The organism is Sphingomonas sp. S2M10 (genome assembly GCF_012650175.1).
Classification (GTDB): Bacteria; Pseudomonadota; Alphaproteobacteria; order Sphingomonadales; family Sphingomonadaceae; genus Sphingomonas.
In genome coordinates this window covers 124026-144547 of the sequence record NZ_JAAILI010000008.1, presented here as the reverse complement: position 1 = coordinate 144547, position 20522 = coordinate 124026, and the positions used below count along the sequence as shown (strand labels likewise).

General features: G+C 66.1%; 9 protein-coding genes and 1 tRNA gene. All 10 read right to left on the bottom strand.

All coding sequences use genetic code 11. The features are described from left to right. Window positions 1-153: 153 nt before the first annotated feature. Window positions 154-229, bottom strand: a tRNA-Thr gene (locus tag S2M10_RS02175). A 141-nt stretch (window positions 230-370) separates the two neighbouring features. After that, entirely contained in the window at window positions 371-3385 is a 3015-nt protein-coding gene (locus S2M10_RS02170; protein WP_247650564.1) for a TonB-dependent receptor, read from the bottom strand. A gap of 93 nt (window positions 3386-3478) precedes the next feature. Then, on the bottom strand, window positions 3479-6217 hold the full coding sequence (locus S2M10_RS02165; RefSeq protein ID WP_168844646.1) for a TonB-dependent receptor: 2739 nt from the start codon (window positions 6215-6217) through the stop codon (window positions 3479-3481). Window positions 6218-6235: 18 nt separating this feature from the next. Beyond that, window positions 6236-7234: a N(4)-(beta-N-acetylglucosaminyl)-L-asparaginase gene (locus S2M10_RS02160; RefSeq protein WP_168844645.1), complete on the bottom strand. Its 999-nt coding sequence runs from the start codon at window positions 7232-7234 to the stop codon at window positions 6236-6238. Between the two features lie 257 nt (window positions 7235-7491). Next, entirely contained in the window at window positions 7492-9411 is a 1920-nt protein-coding gene (locus S2M10_RS02155; RefSeq protein WP_168844644.1) for an alpha-L-fucosidase, read from the bottom strand. Further along, entirely contained in the window at window positions 9408-11609 is a 2202-nt protein-coding gene (locus S2M10_RS02150; protein WP_168844643.1) for a hypothetical protein, read from the bottom strand. Before S2M10_RS02150 ends, S2M10_RS02155 begins: the two co-directional genes overlap by 4 nt. After that, window positions 11609-13930, bottom strand: coding sequence for a GH92 family glycosyl hydrolase (locus S2M10_RS02145; RefSeq protein ID WP_168845085.1), 2322 nt, complete (start codon window positions 13928-13930; stop codon window positions 11609-11611). Before S2M10_RS02145 ends, S2M10_RS02150 begins: the two co-directional genes overlap by 1 nt. Then, window positions 13930-15357 (bottom strand): glycoside hydrolase family 125 protein, encoded by a 1428-nt coding sequence (locus tag S2M10_RS02140; protein WP_168844642.1) that lies wholly within the window; start codon window positions 15355-15357, stop codon window positions 13930-13932. The genes S2M10_RS02145 and S2M10_RS02140 overlap by 1 nt, the downstream gene beginning before the upstream one ends. Beyond that, window positions 15354-17915, bottom strand: a complete 2562-nt coding sequence (locus S2M10_RS02135; protein ID WP_168844641.1) for a glycoside hydrolase family 3 C-terminal domain-containing protein — start codon at window positions 17913-17915, stop codon at window positions 15354-15356. The genes S2M10_RS02140 and S2M10_RS02135 overlap by 4 nt, the downstream gene beginning before the upstream one ends. Continuing rightward, complete coding sequence (locus S2M10_RS02130) at window positions 17915-20509, bottom strand: glycoside hydrolase family 2 protein (RefSeq protein WP_168845084.1); 2595 nt, start codon at window positions 20507-20509, stop codon at window positions 17915-17917. The genes S2M10_RS02135 and S2M10_RS02130 overlap by 1 nt, the downstream gene beginning before the upstream one ends. Window positions 20510-20522 lie beyond the last annotated feature (13 nt).

The window sequence follows — 20522 nt, the reverse complement described above, 5'->3', positions numbered from 1 at the left end:
CTCCTCCGCTGGTGCAGTGCTGATACCGTCAAATATACCGCCAAGGGCCCCGGGTTCCAATGGATCGATCCGGATTTGGGTGGATCAGATACCGCCAAAACCCACGCAAATCCGCCAGTTTTGGATGCCCTTGAATGTCTGTGGAAAGGTGGATGGTGCCGGTTGCAGGAATCGAACCCGCGACCTTCGGTTTACAAAACCGCTGCTCTACCAGCTGAGCTAAACCGGCGCTGGTGCTGGCCGTGCATCTGCGGGCTTTGGCGTTCCGGGTCAAGCCGGAAGCGCGGGCGCGGCTTGCCCGGCGCATGGCAAAAAAAAAGTGCTCGCCCACGGGAGTGGGCGAGCACGAGGGCTTGGGAACGGAGAAAGATCAGAACTTGACGGTAGCGCCCACTGCGACCTGACGGCCCAGCGAGTCATAGCGTGCCGACAGCGTGTTGTTGCGCGACAGGCCGTAGTTGTAGGAATTGGCGAGGATCGGCGGATCCTTGTCGAGCAGGTTGTTCGCCGAGATGCGGAACGAGTAAATCTCGTTCACGCGGAAGTTCACCGCCAGATCGAAGTAATTGTACGGCGAAATGCGATAGAAGGTCGTCCGGGCATTTGCGGCCGTGCCGCCCAGCGCGGGATCCGCCGAATTGGTGGTGTTGGTCAGCGGGCCCAGATAGCGCCAGTTGAGCGAAAGCTGGAACTTCTGATCCGCGGTGGTGTAGGTGGTGCGCAGCGTGTGCGACCATTTCGGAATGAACTGACCGCAATTGTCGCCGAAATAGCCCTCCGAACAGTCCTTCACCGGCAGGATCGGCGAATCCTGGCCGCCGAGCAGCGTCGCCAGCGACCCATTGAAGTCGAAGTCCAGCTTGCCGAGACGATCGCCGAGGCCGAGCGTGTACTGCGCCTGGAAGTCCCACCCATGCGCCTTCGACTTGTAGTAGTTGGTCGTGCCCTGACGGATGAAGCCGGTGGTCGGGTTGGTGCTGGGGTTGCTGAACAGCGTGCCGTCCGCATTGCGCACAAACGCCTTGCAGAAGAAGTCGCTCGCGGTTTGCGCGCAGCCGGCGGAGAAATAGGAATAGTCATTGTAGCCGATCGAATTGTTGAGATCGATCAGGTACCGATCCGCCGACAGCGTCAGGCCCGGGAGGAAGCGAGGACGCAGCACGACACCGAAGGTCTTGGTGTAGGCCGTCTCCGGATCCACCGTGAAGCCGCCGCTGCGATAGGTGCAACCGACGTCGGTGGGGCAGAGCAGGGTAGCGCTGCCGTAAAGATTGTCGGCAAGACCGGTCGCCCGGCACGCCTCGCGCGAGGCTTGCGGGGCACCGTAGACGGGGACCTGCTGGCCGGTGTTGGGATCGATGGTGGTGCTGACGATCGTCGGTGCGCACGGATCGCTATAGGCGGTGGTGATACGGCCATAGCTGATATTGGCGCCCTGGTTCGCCTCCACCACCGTCGGCGCGCGCTGCGCCCGGTTTACCGAGCCTCGGAAGGTGATATCCCGCACCGGGGCCCAGACAAGTTCGGTCTTCCAGGTCGAGAAGGTCTTCGGGTTGGTGTTGTATTTGGACAGGCGGAACGCGCCGTTGAACTGCAGCGTCTCGGCGAACGGCTTGTGCTCGATGATCGGGGCCTGAAGCTCGGTCATGCCTTCCCAGACATGCTGGCCAAGATTGGCGTTGCTGCCGCCGTTGAAGCTCCGGTAGACCGGATCCGCATAGCTCTCCAGCTTGTCTTCGCGATACTCGGCGCTGAACGCGATGGCGACGCCCTGTTCGGCGAAGGGGCTGGTGATGCCCATCTTGCCGAGGTCGCCCTGCACGGTCGCCACGCCCTGGTAGAGGGTGTTGACCGTGGTCGTTGTGCCGTAGGTACCCTGAGTCAGATAGTTGAACAGGGCGGCATTGTTGGTCGCGGCATTGGCACTGAACGGATCGAAGGGCAGGCAGCCGTCCGCCGTGCCCGAGGCGCAGGTCGCAACGCCGTTGACGAGCGTGGTGTCGAGCGATCGATTGAGGCGGCTATAGTCAAGCGCGGCGGTGGTGAAGTTCTGCTTGTTGCGCGCGTAGACGCCGCCGACATCGTAGCTCCACCCATCGGCGAAGGCGCCGCGGATGCCGCTGCTGATCCGCAGGCCCTGGTTGATATAGGTGTCCTCCGCATCGGGCACGCCGGAGAAGCGATAGCGTAGCTCGATCGGCACCGCGGTGCTGCTACCCGCGGCGGTTCCGCAGATCGTCTGCGACTGGGCCGCGGACATGAACGGGTTGTTGCACTTCACGATATAGGGCGTGTCGCCGATCGCGGTGTAGCTGTAGACGCGCGCCGGGAACAGGTTGACCGACTTGTCGCGGAACCACATCGCATCGGTGTAGAGCGTCGCGGCTTCCGAGATTTCGAACTGGGCGAAGCCCCCGGCGTTCCAGCGGTGCGAATTGCGCTGGAAGGAATAGCCGTCATAGGGGTTGGCGGCCAGCGCGTCCGAATAGGGCACGAAGCTGCGGCTGCCGTCCGGGTTGTTGACATAGGCGCTGCCGCTGTTCGGTCCCGAAAGCGGCGAGACATAGCCGGTCCTGGTGTAGGTGGAGGTGGTGCAGCTCAGCGGGCCGTCCTTCACCGACTGGATCAGCTGGCAGCCGGAGGTCTCGCGCGCCGCATAGGGGACGAGATCGCCCTGGCGATAGTTCACATAGGCCTGCAGGTGCAGGCGATCGTCCAGCAGCTTCTTGCCGACCGTGAGCGCGATGTCCGCACGGCCACCGTCGACCGCGAGACCGCGGGCCGGCTGGGCGAAGTTGTAGTTCTGTGCCACCTGCGAGATCAGGCCGGGTGTGTTCTGGTGGACGTAGAAGTTGTAGTTGCCGTCGAGGCGAATGCCGGTGAAGTCGCGGTCCATCACGAAGTTGACGACGCCCGCAACCGCATCCGAGCCATAGACCGCCGAGGCGCCGCCGGTGAGCACGTCGGTGCGCTTGACCAGTGCCGTGGGGATCATGCCGAGGTCGAGACCGTTCATCGTGCCGAGGCGCTTGCCGTCGACGAGCACCAGCGTGCGCTCGAAACCGAGGTTGCGCAGCTTGATGCGCTGGCGACCATCCGAATCCTGATAGTTCTGCTGGGCGTCCGGCGCGACCTGCGGCAGGCGATTCAGCACGTCCTCGATGTTGACGGCGGCCTGGAGCTTGATGGTCTCTGCGGTGATCGAGGTGACCGGTGCCGCTGCGGCGGTGTTGGGGCGGATGATGCGCGATCCGGTCACGACGATCGCGTCGCCTGCCGACGCGGCGGCGTCGTCCGACGGCGCGCTATCCTGTGCCATCGCGGGTGCTGTGATCAGCGCGGCGAAGCAACTGGTGGTCACCAGCAGCTTTTGAATGATACGCATGAAATCCCCTTTACTTCACTGGTGACTGGCGCGTGCGTGCGACGCGCGAAAGAAGGGGCGTGCCGGCCTTGCCGACACGCCCTTTGTGCCCGGTTACATCCGGAGCGTTGCGCTCAGCGAGAAGACGCGGCCGTTCTTGTAGATCGAGGTCGGTGCGTCCGGCGTGGAGCTGTACTGGTAGTAGGTCTCGTCCAGCAGGTTCGAGGCGGAGGCTGTGAACGAGATCGCCTTGTTCAGATTGTACGAGATCTGGGCGTCGAGCTGACGATAGGCGGCGGTGTAGTCCTGCGACTGCAGGCGGCCGATGCGGTAGAAATATTTGGACCGGCGATTGTAGCTGACGCGCGCCTGGAACGGGCCCTTTTCGAAATAAGGGGCGATCGTCACCGTGTTGCGCGACAGGAACGGCAGGCCGTTCGCCGAGTTCGGCGTCTCGGCGTCAGCGAACGTATAGTTCGCCTGGATGCCGAAGCCCCAAAGCAGGTTGGCGTTGCCGGACACCGAGAACCCGGTGACCGAGGCCTTGCCGCCGTTCACCGGGCGGCTGATCGAATAGTTCAGCGTCCTGCCCGTAGCGGTGTTGAGGATGGGGACACCATTTCCATCCGGGCCATCATCCACTTCGTTGCCGACATAGTTGGAGATGTCGCGGTAGAAGATTTCGCCCGCCAGGAAGCTGCCGGGTGCGAAATACCATTCGGTCGAAAAACCGAAATTGGTTGCCGCATAGGGCTTCAGGTTCGGGTTGCCGCCGCTGCCGCTCAGCGTGCTGTCGTCGAGCGACAGCGAGCCTGCAAGGTCGCTGTACCGAACGCGTGCGATGACCTTTGCGATCGAGCCGCGCAGTACCACCTGGTCTCCCGCCTGGTAGATAAGGTTGGCGGCCGGCAGGAAGCGGTTGTCGTCGGTGTCCGTCCGAGTCAGGGTGTAGACCGTGGCGCCGGCGGTATTCTGGCTTGAGACATAGTAGTTCGATTGGTCGCCAGTATGTACGAAGCGGCCGCCGATGTTGCCGCGGAACTTGCCGAACTCGAAGTTCGCCTGGACATAGGCCGCAGCGGTTTTCTCCCGCACCAGCCAGTAATCACCCTGCGACAGGCCGCGATCGATCGCGAAATTGCCGTACTTCTTCAACGCAGCGATGATCGCATCCTGATCCAGGCCCACAAAGGGAACACCGTTGCCGCTCGTGCCCAACCCGTCATACAGGCTGGCCGGGCGGATCGTTGGGTTCAGGTCCGCGACGGTGAAGTTCTGGTCCGTGTAGATCGCGTTGGTATAGCTTGTATTGCTGTTGGTGTGATTGGTGTAGCGACCGCCGAACAACAGCGTCGTGACCGGACCCCAGTTCACGTCGCGCTTCACGTTGAGTTCGCCGAACCATTCCTTGTCGGCAGTGAAGCCCGATTGGGTGGGGATGCCGCCGATCTGTCGACCGAAGAACGTGCGGCCATCCGGCGCGGTGATGGTCTCGCCACCATTTGCGGTGTAATTGCTCAGCCACTTGCTGCCGTCGCTGGCGGGGCTCTGCCAGTTGACGACGGTGTTCTGTCCGTCCGCGCCGGCGGTGAAGCCCTGCTGCGTGCGGAAGTCGAGCAGATATTCCGGGTTCTTGCCGCCCGAAGCCTTGGTGTAGCCCGCGTTCCCGGTGACTTCCCAGCCACCCGGCTTCCAGTCGAGCAGCAGTGCATAGCTGTCGTTCTTGACGCGGGTCCGGCGATAATTGGTGTCGAGCTGGCCGGTCGCTCCCGTTCCGCTGGTGATGCCGGCGAAGGTCGCCGACGTGACGACGCCCGGGCTGCCGTCGACACCGGGCTTGTAGGTCGCAGCGGTCATCCGCGAGCCTTCGAAGCCATAGGTGTACATCGAATTGGAGACGTTGTCGTAATTGCCGCGGATCACCATCGCGGTCCCGGTCAGCGTCAGGTTGTCAGTGGGCTTGATCTGAACAGCGCCGTTGAAGCCGATGCGCTCGCGCTCCTGGCGGAAATATTCGCGGGCCAGAAAGGATGCGTAGCGGGCGTTGCCGAAGGCGGTCTTCTCGGCATCCGTGAGCGAACTGATCGCCTTGCCGTTGATGGTGGCCGTCGGGGGGGCATCCGCGAGCAGCGCATCGCCGGTACGATACCAATAGCTGGCGACGCCTGCGCGGGCGAGCTGCTGCTTGTCGTAGTTGCCGCCGAGCAGGATGCCGAAGGTGCCGGCATCATTGTGCCAGCTGTACAGCGCCGAACCGCGCACGCTGCCCTTTTCGACGCGACCATTATATTCGTAACCGCCCGTCGCGGCGATAGTGTTCGGCTTCAGATCCAGCGGCTTGCGCGTAACGACGTCGATGCTGGCGCCGATCGCGCCTTCCTGCAGCCGGGCTTCCGGCGTCTTGTAAACGACTGCCTGGCTGATGATCGACGGCGACAGGAGCGAATAGTTGAAGGTGCGGCTCGAACGGTCGGACGGATTGCCGCCCCAATCGGCCGAAGCGACCGAGTGACCGTCGATCGTCAAGCGATTCAGCGCAGGCTCGACGCCGGCGATCGACAGCTGTTCGCCTTCACCGAACTGGTGGTCGACCGTGATGCCGGGCAGGCGCGACAGCGACTCCGCGACGTTCTTGTCGGGCATCTTGCCGACGTCTTCGGCGCTTAGCACTTCGACGATCGAGCTGGCCTTGCGCTTGGTCTCGATCGAGTCCGCGATGCTCTTGCGGATGCCGGTCACGACGATTTCGGCCGGGCCGTCGTCCGTCTGAGCAAGCGCGGGGGCCGCGTACAGGCCGGTGACAGCGATTGCCGCGACCGCGGCGGAATGCAGCAGTGGTACCTTGAACGTCATAGTCTTCCCTCCCAGAAATCAGCTGCGGATTGCCGCGCGCAAGCTCTGCGCCGGCAGAACCTTGGTCGCCCCGGCAAGATCGGTAACCGCATAGGTAAAGCCCGGCTGCAGCGCGTAGGCGCCGACGCGGCCGTGACGGTCGATGGCGAGGAACGCGACCTGCGCGTCCTTCACGGCATCGCCGCGCAGCTTGGCGATGTGCAGCACGGCCTCGCGGCAGGCCTCCATCGGGTCCATGCCGGCGCGCATTGACGACACGACCCGGGCGGAACCAGCGATCCGCGTCACTTCCTCGCCCACACCGGTGGACGTTGCGGCGCCGACATCGGGCTCCACCATCAGCCCGCAACCGGCTTGCGGCGAATCGCCCACCCGGCCGCGCAGCTTGAACGCCATGCCGGACGTGGTGCAGGCGCCGGCCAGACGGCCATTGGCATCACAGGCGACAATACCAATCGTGTCGTGATCCAGCGACGAACCCCGCTGGTTCTCGATATTGGCAATCGGCTTGTATTTCGCCGTCTTCAACCAGTCGCGCCAGGCGGCTTCCGCCTCGGGCGTGAGCAGACGAGCCTTGGGAAACCCCTGTTCGAGCGCGAATTGACGGGCGCCTTCGCCGACGAGGAAGGTGTGGGGCGTCTTCTCCATGACCCGCCGCGCGACCGAAATCGGATGCAGGATGTCCTCCAGCGCCGCCACGGCGCCGACATTGCCGCGGTCGTCCATGATGATCGCGTCCAGCGTGACATGGCCGTCTCGGTCCGGATAGCCGCCCAAGCCGACCGAATGATTTTCGGCGTCGGCTTCCGGCACCCAGCCGCCGGCTTCCACCGCGTCGATCAGCGATCCGGTCTTTTTCCACTGGGCATAGGCGGCGGCGTTGGCCGCTGCGCCGAAATCCCAGGTGGAGACAATCAGCGCACGCGGCGCTTCGGCTTGTGCCCGTGCAGCCGCGCTGGGCAGCGCCGCCGCGCCTGCAAGTCCCAATTTCAATGCTTCGCGTCGATCCAGTCCCATCGATGCATCCCCCGCAAGGCGCCGGTGCGCCGCTCTCCATGAATTGTGCAGCGCGTCATATGTCTGTCACGGCACAGAAGGGATGCTGTCATAGGTTCTATCGGTATACAATACCAAATAGAGAAACTGGTTTCATATATGCTAGCAGATGGTTCGCCTTGGAACGCTTTTCCGACAGTTTGTTGCTCAAACGCCACGCGCCGGCGCACGCTTGGATCGCGGCGCCGGTGCGGGCGACGGCACTGCCTTCGGCAGGATCAGCGGGCTGTGGTGAAGCCGCCGATCTCGGCGATCGCCAATTTAGGCTGCGGAAGGGCAGCTTCCGCGAAGCGCAACCGCAGATATCGGGCGGCACGCGCCTCGCCGAACGCAATTCGCTGCGTCGACAGCGCATAGGCGATGTTGCTGAATTCGCCTGCTGCCGCGGGTGTCCACCGCGTCCCGTCCATGCTGGTGTCCGCGACATAGCCCTTTGGCGGCGCGGCGCCGATCATGACATGGCGGGACGGCGTGAGGCTGAAGCCGGCAAGGTCGGTTGCAGTGCCGAGGTCGATCGTGACCTCCGCCGGCGTGCCGGGGCGGGGAGCAGCGACCGTCCAGATCGTGCCCGGATCGCGATCGAGCAGCTTTTCGGCGCCGGGCGCGCTGGCGGATACGACCTTCCAGCCGCGCGTGTCGATGACGGTCGGATCGGACGACACGATCGGCGCTACCGGCACCGGTGCGACCGAACGGAACAGCGCGACCTCGCTAATCGCCGGGCAGGCAGGGGCCTCCAGGATGCGCAACCGCACGCGTCGCGGTGCGATCGGCCGAGGCAGGCGGAGGATCCGCTGGGCGGAGATGCATTCCTTCTCCGCCAGTTGCTGCCAGGTACCATCGATCTGGGCATCCACCGCAAAGCGCGTGACGCGGACGCCGAGCGGCAGATATTCGCGCAGGCGGATCACGTCGAAGCGGGTGCCCGGCTTGAGGTCGAGGGTCAGCACCGGCGTGGTGGTGCCGTCGGGGGTCGTCCAGTAGGTCTCGCGATTGCCGTCGAGCACGCGGGCCGCCTCGAAGCCCCGGCCGCGCGTCGCGCTGGCATGGGCCACCGCGCCTCTCGCCAGATCCGTCGCGAAGGTGGCGCGGATCGCGTCCCCGAAGCTCTTGAGGATCTTCACGTCCTGATCGGCGATGCGGCCGCGGCGATCGGGCGGCAGGTTGAGGTTGAGATTGGTTCCACGCCCGACCGACTCGTCATAGAGCTGGACGAGCCGATCGGGGCTCTTCACCCGCGAATCCTCGTCGGCATGATAGAACCAGCCCGGGCGGATCGACACGTCGGTCTCTGCCGGCCACCACAGCGCGCCGCCACGCACACCCGAATTGCCCTCGCTCTGGACATAGGGATGATTGGGCATGGTCGGCCAGCAGGGATCGCCCGCCACGCCGTCCTCATTGCCCACCCAGCGAATGTCCGCGCCGAGTGGATCGAAGGTGCAGGCATCGGGCTGGAGCTGGTGGACCAGCGCCACGATGGAGGGCCAGTTGTAATAGGCCGGCGCATCGATCTTCCGGGTCTCGCGCGCGCCGCCATAATAGCCGTCGCCGCCATTGGCGCCGTCGAACCAAACCTCGAACAGCGTGCCGTACTGGGTGCAGAGCTCGGTCAGCTGGGCGCGGTAATAGGCGATGTAGCCCGGGCGGCCATAGTCGGGATGGTTGCGGTCCCAGGGCGAGAGATAGACGCCGAAGGGTAGCCCGGCGCGCTTGCACGCGTCGGACATCTCGCGGACGATGTCGCCCTGGCCGTTCTTGTAGGGGCTGTTGCGGATGCAATGCTCGGTGAGCCTGGTCGGCCACAGGCAGAAGCCGTCATGATGCTTGCAGACCAGGATCAGGCCCTTGAGCCCGCCCGCCTTGGCCGCGCCCACGATCTGGTCAGCGTTGAAATCGCTGGGGTTGAAAGTCTTAGGATCCTCGTCGCCATAGCCCCATTCCTTGTCGGTGAAGGTGTTCATCGAGAAGTGGATGAAGGCATATTGCTCGCGCTGGTGCCATTTCCACTGGCGGGCCGTGGGTGTGGCGCCGAACGGCTTGGGCGCCGGCGTCCGCGCGGCGCCCGTGGTGGCACGGGCGAGCGCCGGGGTGGCAATGCCGGCAGCGACAAGAGCGCGTCGGGAGAGGATCGTCATTTGCGTTCTCCGGAGAGGGGTTCGGGGATGAGCCAGGTCTCGGCGACCTGATGGCCACGGCCGCTTCCGCCCATGCCGGCGGGCCGCGTCCAGGCGAGATCGAGCGTGCCGCCGCGCGTGGCGGCAGCGGGGATCGGGATGGCGACCGTCATCGGGTTGGTCCTGCGGTCGAGCGGCGGGTGAAGTTCGATGCTGCCATTCGCGACCAGCCGCATCGGCAGCCAATAGTCCTCGCCGGCATAGGTGGCGACAAGGCGATAGCGGCGCTCGGGATCGAGCCCGGTATAATGGAGCCGCAGCGGCGCGTCGTAGAGGCTCTCGGCATAGCTGATCCACGACATCCGCCAGCCCTGGTTCGGAGTGCGGTCGGCAATGCCCTCCACTGCGCCATGGAAGCGCAGAGGATCGGCGAGGACGCTGCTGCCGCGCACGAGGTGGGGCGCGTTCCACGGATCGCCGAGATCGTCGTAGAGCGCGCCGTTGTTGGCGCGCGCATGGTCGGCGAGCTGCGCCGGGGTGCGCGTGGCGAGCTGGCGTTCGATCCAGACGCGGTCGTTGAGGTCGACATCGACACGGTCGAGATTGGCACCGCGCTCGACATTGGAAGCGCCGTACAGCTTGACGCTGAGCTGCAGCCGCGCGCCTTGCCACAGCCGCTCGGCGAGCGCGAACAGGCGGGTGCGGAGCGCCGGTACGGGCGCAGGATCGGCTTTGGCCAGCGTTGCGCGCGCCGTCGCGGCATCGGGTGCGGCGAGGGCGGCGGTCTCGCGGGCACGGGCGGCGATCAGGCGGTGGCGGACGATCGCATCGTACACCGCGCGGTAGCGGAGCGCGTCGACCCGCCAATCGGCCCAGCCGGCGGGCTTGAGGCCGTCGACCAGCACGAGCGTCGCATCGATGCTGCTGTTCGCGGCGGGATCGCCGGTCCAGTTCTCTTCCAGTGCGAACAACGCCTTGGCCGCTGCGGGGTCGCCGACGAAGCTCGCGGCATAGTCGTGTGCGAAGGCTTCCGGGGTGATGTGGGGGTTCCAGCCGAGGCGGAACCATAGAAATTGGTTCGCATCGTCGTTCACGCCCTCGGAATACGTCACGAAGCCGCTGCTGCCGGGAGCCAGATGGTGGAACAACGCGGTCATCGCGCGCGGACGCGGATTGATCGGCTCGCGGCCCTCGGTGAGCGCGAAGGCCGGGCTCCAGCGGTCGACCGGGACCTGGGCGTGCATCGTGTGGGCGATGTCGGGGTAGAGCAGCAGCTGATAGCCGCGCGGGAGGTATTGTCGCTGCGTGGAGACCGGGTCGCGGGTCTGGGGGCCGGCAAAGATGCCGGTCAGCCAGCGCGGTCGGCGGGCGAGTTGGGCGTAGAAGGCATCAAGGCCGGCCGCGTCGAAGCCCTGCGTGGAGATCCACACGCTGGCGGCCGGGTTGCGCGCGCGCAGGGCGGCGGCCTCAGCGGCGACCAGCGGGAACAGCCGATCCGGCGCGGCATGGCCAGGATCGCCGCCGGGCACGTAGAGCGCATCCACCCGCGGCAGTGCGCCAAGCAACGTGCGGAAGCGGCCGAGTTCCGCGTCGCGCTCCTCCTGCGCGTCATAGTCGTGCAGGTTGGGGTAGTAGAGCGCGAAATCGATGCCGAGGCGATGGACGATGTCGCCGATCCCGCGCAGCGTCTCCAGCGGCGGAGCGGGGAATAGCGGGCTGGTGGCGTCATCGTCGGAAACGGGTGCGATCACCTGAACGCCGCTCGCGCCCCATAGCGCGAAATCCTCGATCCGGCGGCGGAACATCGCCAGCGTCCAGGCATCGTAGCTGTTGTTCTTGGCGCGATAGCCGATCTGGGTGAGGCGAACCGGCCGCGCCGGAGCGCTGTCATACCGTAGCGGGCGGGAACCGGTGCGCAGATACCAGCCTGCGCCATAGACCAGCCCACGCGCGCCGCGGGCGGTGATCACCAGCGTTCGGCCGATCCTGCGCACGGCAAAGCCTTCCCGGGGCAAGTTCTTCGGCGCGACCTTTCGCCATGCGGACCGGCTTGAGGATGGGAGGGCGGCTTCCACCGCTCCCTGCGGTGCCAAAAGCACCTTCGCGCACGGCGCGTGCCGCTCTTCCAGCCGCTTGGCGAGGAGGTCCGCCGCCATGTCGCCGCCGGCACCGGCGGCGACGCAGGGCGCCGCTGTCAGGAGCGCGGCGGCGATCAGCATCAGGCGGGCGTGCGGCCGTTGGATGGTGGCCGATCGGCAAGCCTGCGCCCGAACGCGGTGTTCGGCTTGTCCGACATGGTGAAGCGGAGCGTACCGCCCTGCACCAAATCGGCGTGCGCGATCCAGCTCTTGCGCCACGGCTTGCCGTTCCAGGCCACCGCCGCGATGTAGGGCGTGTCGGCGCGATTGCCTGGCGCCTCGATCATCAGCTTCCGGCCCTTGCCGACTGTCACCTCGGCCCGCTCGAACAACGGCGAGCCGAAGACATAGACGGCTTCGACCGGGTCTACCGGATAGAAGCCGAGCGCCGAGAAGACGAACCAGGCGCTCATCTGCCCGCAATCGTCATTGCCGATGATCCCGTCTGGATCGTTCTTGTACATTTCGGTGCAGAGCCGCCGCACCATTGCCTGCGTCTTCCACGGCGCACCGGCATAGGCATAGAGATAGGCGGCGTGCTGGTCCGGCTCGTTACCGTGCGCATATTGGCCGACGAGCCCAGAGATGTCCGGCGGCGCATTGTCTGGCAGGGTGGACGGCGCGCTGAACAGCGCATCCAGCTTCGCCTCGAACTTGGCGTCGCCGCCCATGTGCGCGATCAGGCCATAGGCGTCATGCTGGTTGAGGAACGTCGCCTGCCAGCCATTCGCCTCGGTATAGTCGCGCCACCACGGCTTGGGCATGTGGCCGAGCTGGATGGGGTCATAGGGCGTCCACCAGCTGCCGTCGGCGAAGCGCGGGCGCGCGAAGCCGATGCTGCCGTCGATGACGTTGCGCCAGTTGCCCGACCGCTTGGCGAGCCGCTCGGCATCGCGCGTTTCGCCGATCGCAGCGGCGAGACGCGCGGACGCCCAGTCGTCATAAGCATATTCCTGGGTGCGGCTGACGCTCTCGAACCACTTGTCCGCAGGCACAAAACCCAGGCGGTCATAGAGATCACGCCCCTTGCTATTGTCCTTGTCCGGCGCGGTGAAATCGAAGCTGCGCCGGCGGATCGCAGGCCAGGCGGCGGCGTAATCGGCCGCGATCCCCTTGGCCTGCGCCTCGGCGAGCGGCACGACGCCGTGCCAGCCGATCATCGTGCCCGTTTCCTTGCCCTGCAGCGGCCAGACCAGCGGGCCATAGGGCGATTGGGCGGTCTGGCGGATCATGTCATCGATCAGCGACTTGGTACGATCCGGCGCGATCAGGGTAAGCAACGGGTGGAGTGCGCGATAGGTGTCCCAGAGCGAATAGGTGCTGTAGGCCGCGCCGCCCTTGGGCACGCTGTGGATCTGGCCGTCCATGCCGGGATAGCGGCCATCGGCGTCGGAAAACAGCGTCGGCGCGAGATGGGCATGGTAGAGCGATGTGCTCAGGATCGTCCGCTGGTCCGCGGTTCCCCCTTCGACCTTGATTGTGTCGAGCGCGAGTTGCCACCGCCTGGTGGCATTGCGGCGCGTACGGTCGAAGTCCCAATGTCGCGCTTCGGTGACAAGATTGGCCCGCGACCCGGCTGCATCTACGCCGGAAATGCCGCAACGTACGAGGATCGGGGCCTTTCCGGCATCCGCATAGTGCAGCACCGCCTTCAGTCGCCGTCCGGTGACCTTGCGGCTGCCGGCGGGTTGCTCGGCGTCGCCGTCACCGTAGAGGGTGATGCGATCGGGCTGGCGCGAGAGCTGGAGCGCGAAGAAGATCTTGCGCCCCTTGGCCCATCGAAAAACTTGTCGCTGGCCGGTGATCGTGCCGTCCGGCGCCATTTCCATAAGCGCGTCGGCGATCAGCGGCGGGCTGTCCGAGCCGTCGAGCACCAAATGCGACAGATCGAGCAGGATGTGGCCGGCGCCCGCCGGGAAGGTGTAGCGATGCCAGCCGGTTCGTTCGGTAACGGTCAGCTCCGCGCGCACCCCGTTGTCGAGCGCGACGTGGTAATAGCCGGGCTCGGCATGCTCGTCCCGGTAGCGCTGGCGATAGCCGGTTTCGGGCTTTTCCCGCGTACCCGGCTGCAGCATCACCGGACCGCGACCGGGAGCCACCAGCAGATCGAGCATGTCGCCGATACCGGTCCCGGAGAGATGGGTATGCGAGAAGCCGAGGATCGAGCCGTCGCTGTGATAATAGCCCGAACAGGTTTCCCACCGCTCAACGCCGGTGTCCGGGCTCAACTGCACCATGCCGAAGGGCAGGGTAGCGCCGGGGTAGGTATGGCCGGTACCGCCCGTGCCGGTGAACAGATTTGGTGCAGCTTCGCCGCTAGATTTTGCCATTGCGGTTCGCGTATCGGCAGCGGCGATAAGGCCTATTGCGCTGGTGGCGAGCAGGCGGCGACGAGAGAGGATCACAGCATTTCCTGAAGGAGCTTGGGCTGCGCCGCAGCCAGATGAACCAGCAGTTCGCCGAACAGGCCATTGGCCCAGGCGAACCAGTCGCGAGTGAATTTGGCCGGGTCGTTCTGATCCACGGCCTCGTGGATGAAGCCGGTGCCTGCATCGCTATTGCTAAGCATTCGCAGGATATTGCGAAGCGTTTGCATATCGTTGTCATAGCTAAAACCGCGAATTATCAGTGACATGGGCCAAATTTGGCCGAGCCCGACATGCGGTCCACCGATACCCTCTACCGCTTCGCCGCGCGACCAATAGGGATTGGCGTCGCTCCATGCGGCGGCGGCAGTACGCTGCCAAAGCGGGTTGCCGCGATCGACGCAGCGCAGATAGGCAAGGCTGGAAAGCGACGGCACATTGGCGTCGTCCATGAAGATGGCGTTGCCGAAACCGTCCACCTCAAAAGCGATCACTTCGCGCCCGTCCCGCAGCCGCATCGTGCCATAGTCGCGAAGTGCTGCGGCAACCTCGTCGGCAAGCGCCGTGGCGTCGCTGGCCAGCGCTGCATCCTGACGTGCCGCCATGGCCAGCACGGCCAGTTCACGCAGCGTCGTCACCGCAAAGTGATTGGAGGGTATCAAGAAGGGGTAGACGCAGGCATCGTCGGAGGGACGAAAGCCCGAATGGATCAGTCCCACCGGTCGGCTGGGCGGGCCATAGCCGTCGAGCATCAGCGTTTCGGTTGGCCGGTCGCTGCTACGCAGGAAGCGATAGGGGCCTGGTCCGTCCTTGCGCTGCTGTTCGCGGAAGGTGCGGATCGTCGTGCGTGCCGCCGCCGCCCAGGTCGCGTCGAAGGGCGTGGTGTCACCGGTGGCCTTCCAATAGTCGTGCGCAAGACGGATGGGATAGCAGAGGCTGTCGATCTCCCATTTCCGTTCGGCCACGCCCGGCTTCATCTCGGTCTTGTCGTGCAGCGCCCAGCTCAACTCGGTGCGCGCATTGGTGTCTTCGAGAAAGGCGTTGGCGTAAGGATCGAGCAGGACACAGCGCGCCTGGCGGGCAATGAGCCCATGGTAGAGCCGGCGGAGATCGGCGTCTTCCTTCGCAAGGTGCAGATAGGGCCGGACTTGGGCCGAACTGTCGCGCAGCCACAGCGCGTTGATGTCGCCGGTGATGACGAAGGCGTCGGGTTTGCCGTCCACCGTGCCCATCTTCACCGTGGTGTCGAGCGTGTTGGGATAGCAGTTGCCGAACATCCAGCGCAGCTTGGGATCGGCGATCTTGCTGGAAACGCGCGCGATTTCGCGCTCGACCGCCTTGCTGACGAAGCGGCGGTCGGCCGGCGCGGGGCGCTTGCTGACGAAGCCGGGCGTGTCCGCGGCGAAGGCAGGCGTGGCGGCGAGCGCGAGGCCTGAGCCGAGCAGGGTGCGGCGGTCCATCATTTCGGCAGCACCTGCGCGTCACCGTTCAGCGTGAATTCGGCCCACCCACCGGCGCCGTCGCCAGGCTGGCCGCCGCCGATCCACACGCGATAGGTGCCCGGCAACACCCGGCGGGTGCCGTCGCGCGCGACGCTGCTGATGCTGCGCGGATCGAGCGTGAACGACAGGCTGGCCGATTTGCCCGGCGCGAGCGCGGCGCGCTGGAAGCCGGCGAGTTGGCGCTGGAGAACGGGCGTAGTGAACCCGCCTGGTTTGCCGGCATCGGGCGTGATCACATAGACCTGTGTCACTTCCTCACCGCTACGGTTCCCCGCATTGGTAAGCCTGGCGCTGACCTGCACCGGCTGGCCAATGCCCGCGGCCTTCACCGCCACGTCGCCATAGGCGAACTTGGTATAGCTCAGCCCATGGCCGAAACCCCAGAGCGGCTTGCCGGTGAAGAAGCGATAGGTGCGCTCCTTCATGCCGTAATCGACGAACGCCGGCAGGTCGTCGGTCGAGGCGTAGAAGGTCAGCGGCAGGCGGCCCGAGGGGTTGTTCTTGCCGGCCAGCGTCTCGGCGATCGCGGTGCCGCCTTCCTCGCCCGGGTACCAGGCTTCGAGGATCGCGTCGGCAAGGCTCGGATCTACCGCCACCGCGCTGCCGCTGGTGAGGACCAGGACCAGCGGCTTGCCGGTCTTGCGCAGCGCCTTGAGCAGCTCAAGCTGCGGGCGGGGCAGGGCAATGTCGGTCCGGTCGCCGCCGACAAAGCCGGGGATCGAGACGCTGAGCGCCTCGCCCTCGAGATCGGGCGACAGGCCGAGCACGGCGACGATCGTGTCGGCGTTCTTGGCGACCTCGATCGCCTGGGCGAGCATCGGCTCGGCGGGGGGCTGCCACATCAGGCGGACGCCGAAATCCTCGCCGCGATGATCGATTTCCATGCGGAAGGGCACGGGGCGACCGTCGCTGGCGACCTTGACCGCCACGCGCGCCTTGCCGAGCGGGCCGTCGTGCAGCAGCTTGCCGTCCACCCACAGCCGCACCGCGTCGTGGGTGGTGCAATCCTTCCAGCAGGCGGGAATGTCGATCGCGAGCGCATAGTCGCCGGCGCCCGGGGGCGTGAACTCGCCGCTCCAGCGCACCGCGAAGCCGGTGGGGTCGAGCCCCGGCAGCGGTGCGGCGCGAGTATAGTTGAAGTCGATCCGGCGGTCCTGCCGGGTGGCGACCGGCGTACCGGTCACCGTCGGCGAGGCGAAATATTCCGCCTTGAGCCCGGTCTTGCCGTCCGCGCGAAAGGCGGTTTCCGGCATGATCACCGCGCCGCCCTCGGCCAGCTGCGCGCCTTGCGCGTACAGGACGCGGTCCGCGCCGAACTGCCGGCGGATGCCGTCGAGCGGGGTGACCGGATCCTTCGCCGTGCCGTGATAATTGCCTTCCAGCACGCCGAGATCATCGGCATTGGCACCGATCACTGCGATGCGGCCGCCCGAGGTCAGCGGCAGGCGGTCGCCGTCATTCTTGAGCAGCACGATTGCCTTGCGCGCGGCTTCCAGCGCCAGCGCGCGGCGGGCGGGGGTGCCGCGCTCGCCGGGCTTGATCTTGCTCCACGGATTGGCGCCGCCGAAGGCGATGCCCAGCGCGCGGCGGGCGTCCAGCGCGCGCTTCAGTGCCACATCGACTTCGGCTTCGCTGACCAGCCCGCGCTTCACCGCTTCCGGCAGCGCAGCATAGGTGGTGCCGCAGTTCAGGTCCATGCCGCCCTTGATCGCGGCGGCGGAAGCTTCCGCGGCGTCCAGGCGATAATGATGAAACAGATGGATGTTCGCCACCGCATCGCAGTCCGAGACGGTAAGGCCGGTAAAGCCCCACTCCTTGCGCAGCCGATCGTTGAGCAGCCCGCCCGAGGCGCAGGCCGGCGTCCCGTGGATCGAGTTGTACGCACACATCACCGACTGCGCCTTGCCTTCGGTGATCGCGAGGCGGAAGGCGGGGGTGTAGGTGGACTCCATGTCCTGCGGGCTGGGATCGACGTCGAAGCCGTCGCGCCCCGCCTCGGGTCCGCTATGCACCGCGAAATGCTTCGGCGTGGCGATTACCTTGGGGTGCGCCGGGTCCGGCCCTTGCAGCCCCTGGATGAAACCGATCGCGAGATGGCCGCTGAGGAAGGGATCCTCGCCATAGGTTTCCTGCCCCCGGCCCCAGCGCGGATCGCGGAAGATGTTGATGTTGGGCGACCAGATCGTCAGCCCCTCGTAGATCTTGCGATTGGCGGTCACCGGCTTGGCGTTGAACTTGGCGCGCGCCTCGGTGGCGACGGTGTCGCCCACCTTGTGGAGCAACGGCACGTCCCACGTCGCGGCGAGGCCGATGGCCTGGGGGAAAACGGTGGCATAGCCGTCACGGGCGAGGCCGTGCAGGCCTTCGTTCCACCAGTCATAGGCGGGCAGGCCGATCTCCGGATCGGCGGGCGCGGTGCTCTGGAGCTGGGCGGCCTTTTGCTCGATCGTCATCTTGGCGATGGCGTCGGTAACCGGGTCAGGGTCGCCGGCGAGGAGGAGCAGGGGGAGGAGGGGCATCAACGGGGTCCCAGCGTGCGGAGGGTGAGGGTGCGGGCGAGCGTAGCAGCATTCGCCTCGGACGTGACGGTGAGGGTGCGGCTCTCGCCCGGCAGCAGGTCGAAGCCATTATCGCTCGGCTGCGCCACGGTGGTGCCGAAATCGAGCATCACCGCACGGGCGAGCGCGCCGGCGGTGATCGTCACCTGCTTGCCCTGCCAGCGCACCGACAGGCGGGGGGCGGGATAGGCCATGTCCTTGGGCAGCACCCGCTCGACGATTGCACGCGAGACCGGCTTGCCGCCGATCCACAGCTCGGCGACGGCATAGCTGTTGGCGGGTGCAGCGGCGCCGAACAGGTCGGCATCGGCGATCGTGGCGAGTTCGAGCGACCCGTTCGACAGGTCGAACGTCTCCGCCTTCGCGCCCAGCGGCTTGCCGTCCATGGTGAAGCCGCGGACGCGCCATTCGGCGGCGAGCAGGTCGGTCGCGTCGGACACGGCAGCGAGGCGGGTCGCGCCGTCCTTGTGCTCGGCGATGATCGCCTGGGGCGCGAACATCCGGCGCGCCTCATATTGGAGCAGCTTCCACTGGCCGTCATAGTCGATGCTCGACCAACTGATCGCCGGCCAGGCATCGTTGAGCTGCCAGTAGAGCGACCCCATGGTGATCGGCGCGCAGGCGCGGTGGTGGCGCGCCGCCATGCCGATCGCCTGCATCTGGTTCACCTGGGTGAGATAGACGAGATCGGCGAAGTCGGCGGGCTTGCGCAGCCGCTGGTCGAGATAGAGCTGGAGGCGGCTGTTTCCTTCGCCGGCCAGGAACTTCTGGTGCGCCTTGAGCACCGGGCTGTCGATCGCCAGCGGACGGGTGCCGGCGAAGCCGCGGATCGTCGACAGGTTCGGCATCGCCTGGAAGCCGTACTCGGACATGAACCGCGCGCAGCCGTTCAGATACTTCTCGACCGGCTTGGAGCCCGACCAGACATCCCAGAAATGGCGGTCGCCGGTGGCATCGGTATCGACCGGGCCGGTATAGTCGTTCGAGGGCGAGCCCGGCCAATAGGTGGTGCCGGGCGCTTCCTTCTCCACCGCCATGCGCAGCGTGCGATCGAACAGCACCGCCATGCCGGCGCCGATCCGTTCCTGCGCGTCCGCGCCGACATTCTTCTTGAACGCCTTGCGATCGGACCAGTTTTCCCAGCCGGACAGCACTTCGTTGCCGCCGTTCCAGCCGATGACGGACGGATGCGGCTGGAGCCGGGCGACCTGCTGTTCGGCCTCGATCCGGACATTCTCGCGGAACGCCGCGTCGGGCGGCGTGATCGAGCCGCCGAACATGAAGTCCTGCCACACCATCAGCCCGAGCTCGTCGGCGGCGGCGTAGAAGGCGTCGTCGAGATAATAGCCGCCGCCCCAGACGCGGATCATGTTCATGTTGGTGTCGCGCGCGTCGGCGAGAATGCGGCGCATCCGGGCTTCGCTGACATTGTTCGGGAACATGTCGAACGGGATCAGGTTCGCGCCCTTGGCGAAGATGCGCAGCCCGTTGACGCGGAAGCCGAAGCCGCCGCCCTGGGTCAGCAGCTCGACGGTGCGCAGGCCGATGCGCTGGGAAACGCGGTCGGTGACGGCGCCGTCCTCCTCGAGCACCGCCTCGACCTTGTAGAGCGGCTGCGCGCCATAGCCGGCGGGCCACCAGAGCTGGGGCTTGGGCACGGTGAGCGGGACGCTGACGTCGTTCCGTCCCATGCCGATCGCCAGGGTGCGGCTGGCCTCGACCGTCTTGCCGTCGGGGCCGGTAACGCGGGTGCGGACGGTGACCAACTTCTCGATGTCGGTGAGGATCTTCCACCGCGCGACCAGCCGCGCCTCGGCGGGGATCAGCGCTTCCTGGTCGATACGGAAGCCGTCGATACGGGCGTCGTCCCACGCCTCCAGCCGCACCGGCCGCCACAGGCCGATCTTGACGAGGCGCGGCGCCCAATCCCAGCTGTAATCATATTTGGGCTTGCGGATATAGGGCGAGGTCTGCTTGCCCTTGGGCTCGTCGCCGAATGCGGAATCATATTCGCCGGGAAGCGGGAATTTCTCCGCCAGCACCATCGGCTGCAGCGTCCTGATCGGCGAGGCGATGGTGACGACCAACTCGTTGGATCCGGCCTTCAGCGCCTGCTTGGCGTCGATCCGCCAGCGGCGATGGGCATTGTCGGTCTCGATCAGTGTGCGGCCGTTGAGCGTCACCGTGGCGAAGGTGTCGAGCCCGTCGAACACCAGGTCGAGATGGTCGCGCGCCAGCATTGCCGGGGTGAGGTTGAGCGTGCGGCGGAACTGCCAGCGGGTGCGGCCGGCCCATTGGATCGGCGCCTCGTTGATGCCCTTGTACGGATCGGGCACGCGCTTCGCCGCGATCAGGTCCTGCTGGACGCTGCCGGGCACCTTGGCGGGGAACCAGGCGGCTTCCTTCGGGTGCGCCTTGGCGGCCTCGGCGTCGCTGGGGTCGATGCGAACTTCCCAGGCGCCGTCGAGCGACAGCGACTGGCGGGGATCGGCCCAGGCGGGGGTGGCGAGGGCTGCGATCGAGACGAACGCCAGTCCCAACGCCTTAGCCGTCATCCCCGCGAAGGCG

Bases quoted from the DNA above. Each gene is read 5' to 3' on its own strand.
- S2M10_RS02170 (WP_247650564.1), bottom strand. From the start codon at position 3,385: ATGCGTATCATTCAAAAGCTGCTGGTGACCACCAGTTGCTTCGCCGCG.
- S2M10_RS02165 (WP_168844646.1), bottom strand. From the start codon at position 6,217: ATGACGTTCAAGGTACCACTGCTGCATTCCGCCGCGGTCGCGGCAATC.
- S2M10_RS02160 (WP_168844645.1), bottom strand. From the start codon at position 7,234: ATGGGACTGGATCGACGCGAAGCATTGAAATTGGGACTTGCAGGCGCG.
- S2M10_RS02155 (WP_168844644.1), bottom strand. From the start codon at position 9,411: ATGACGATCCTCTCCCGACGCGCTCTTGTCGCTGCCGGCATTGCCACC.
- S2M10_RS02150 (WP_168844643.1), bottom strand. From the start codon at position 11,609: ATGCTGATCGCCGCCGCGCTCCTGACAGCGGCGCCCTGCGTCGCCGCC.
- S2M10_RS02140 (WP_168844642.1), bottom strand. From the start codon at position 15,357: ATGATGGACCGCCGCACCCTGCTCGGCTCAGGCCTCGCGCTCGCCGCC.
- S2M10_RS02135 (WP_168844641.1), bottom strand. From the start codon at position 17,915: ATGCCCCTCCTCCCCCTGCTCCTCCTCGCCGGCGACCCTGACCCGGTT.
- S2M10_RS02130 (WP_168845084.1), bottom strand. From the start codon at position 20,509: ATGACGGCTAAGGCGTTGGGACTGGCGTTCGTCTCGATCGCAGCCCTC.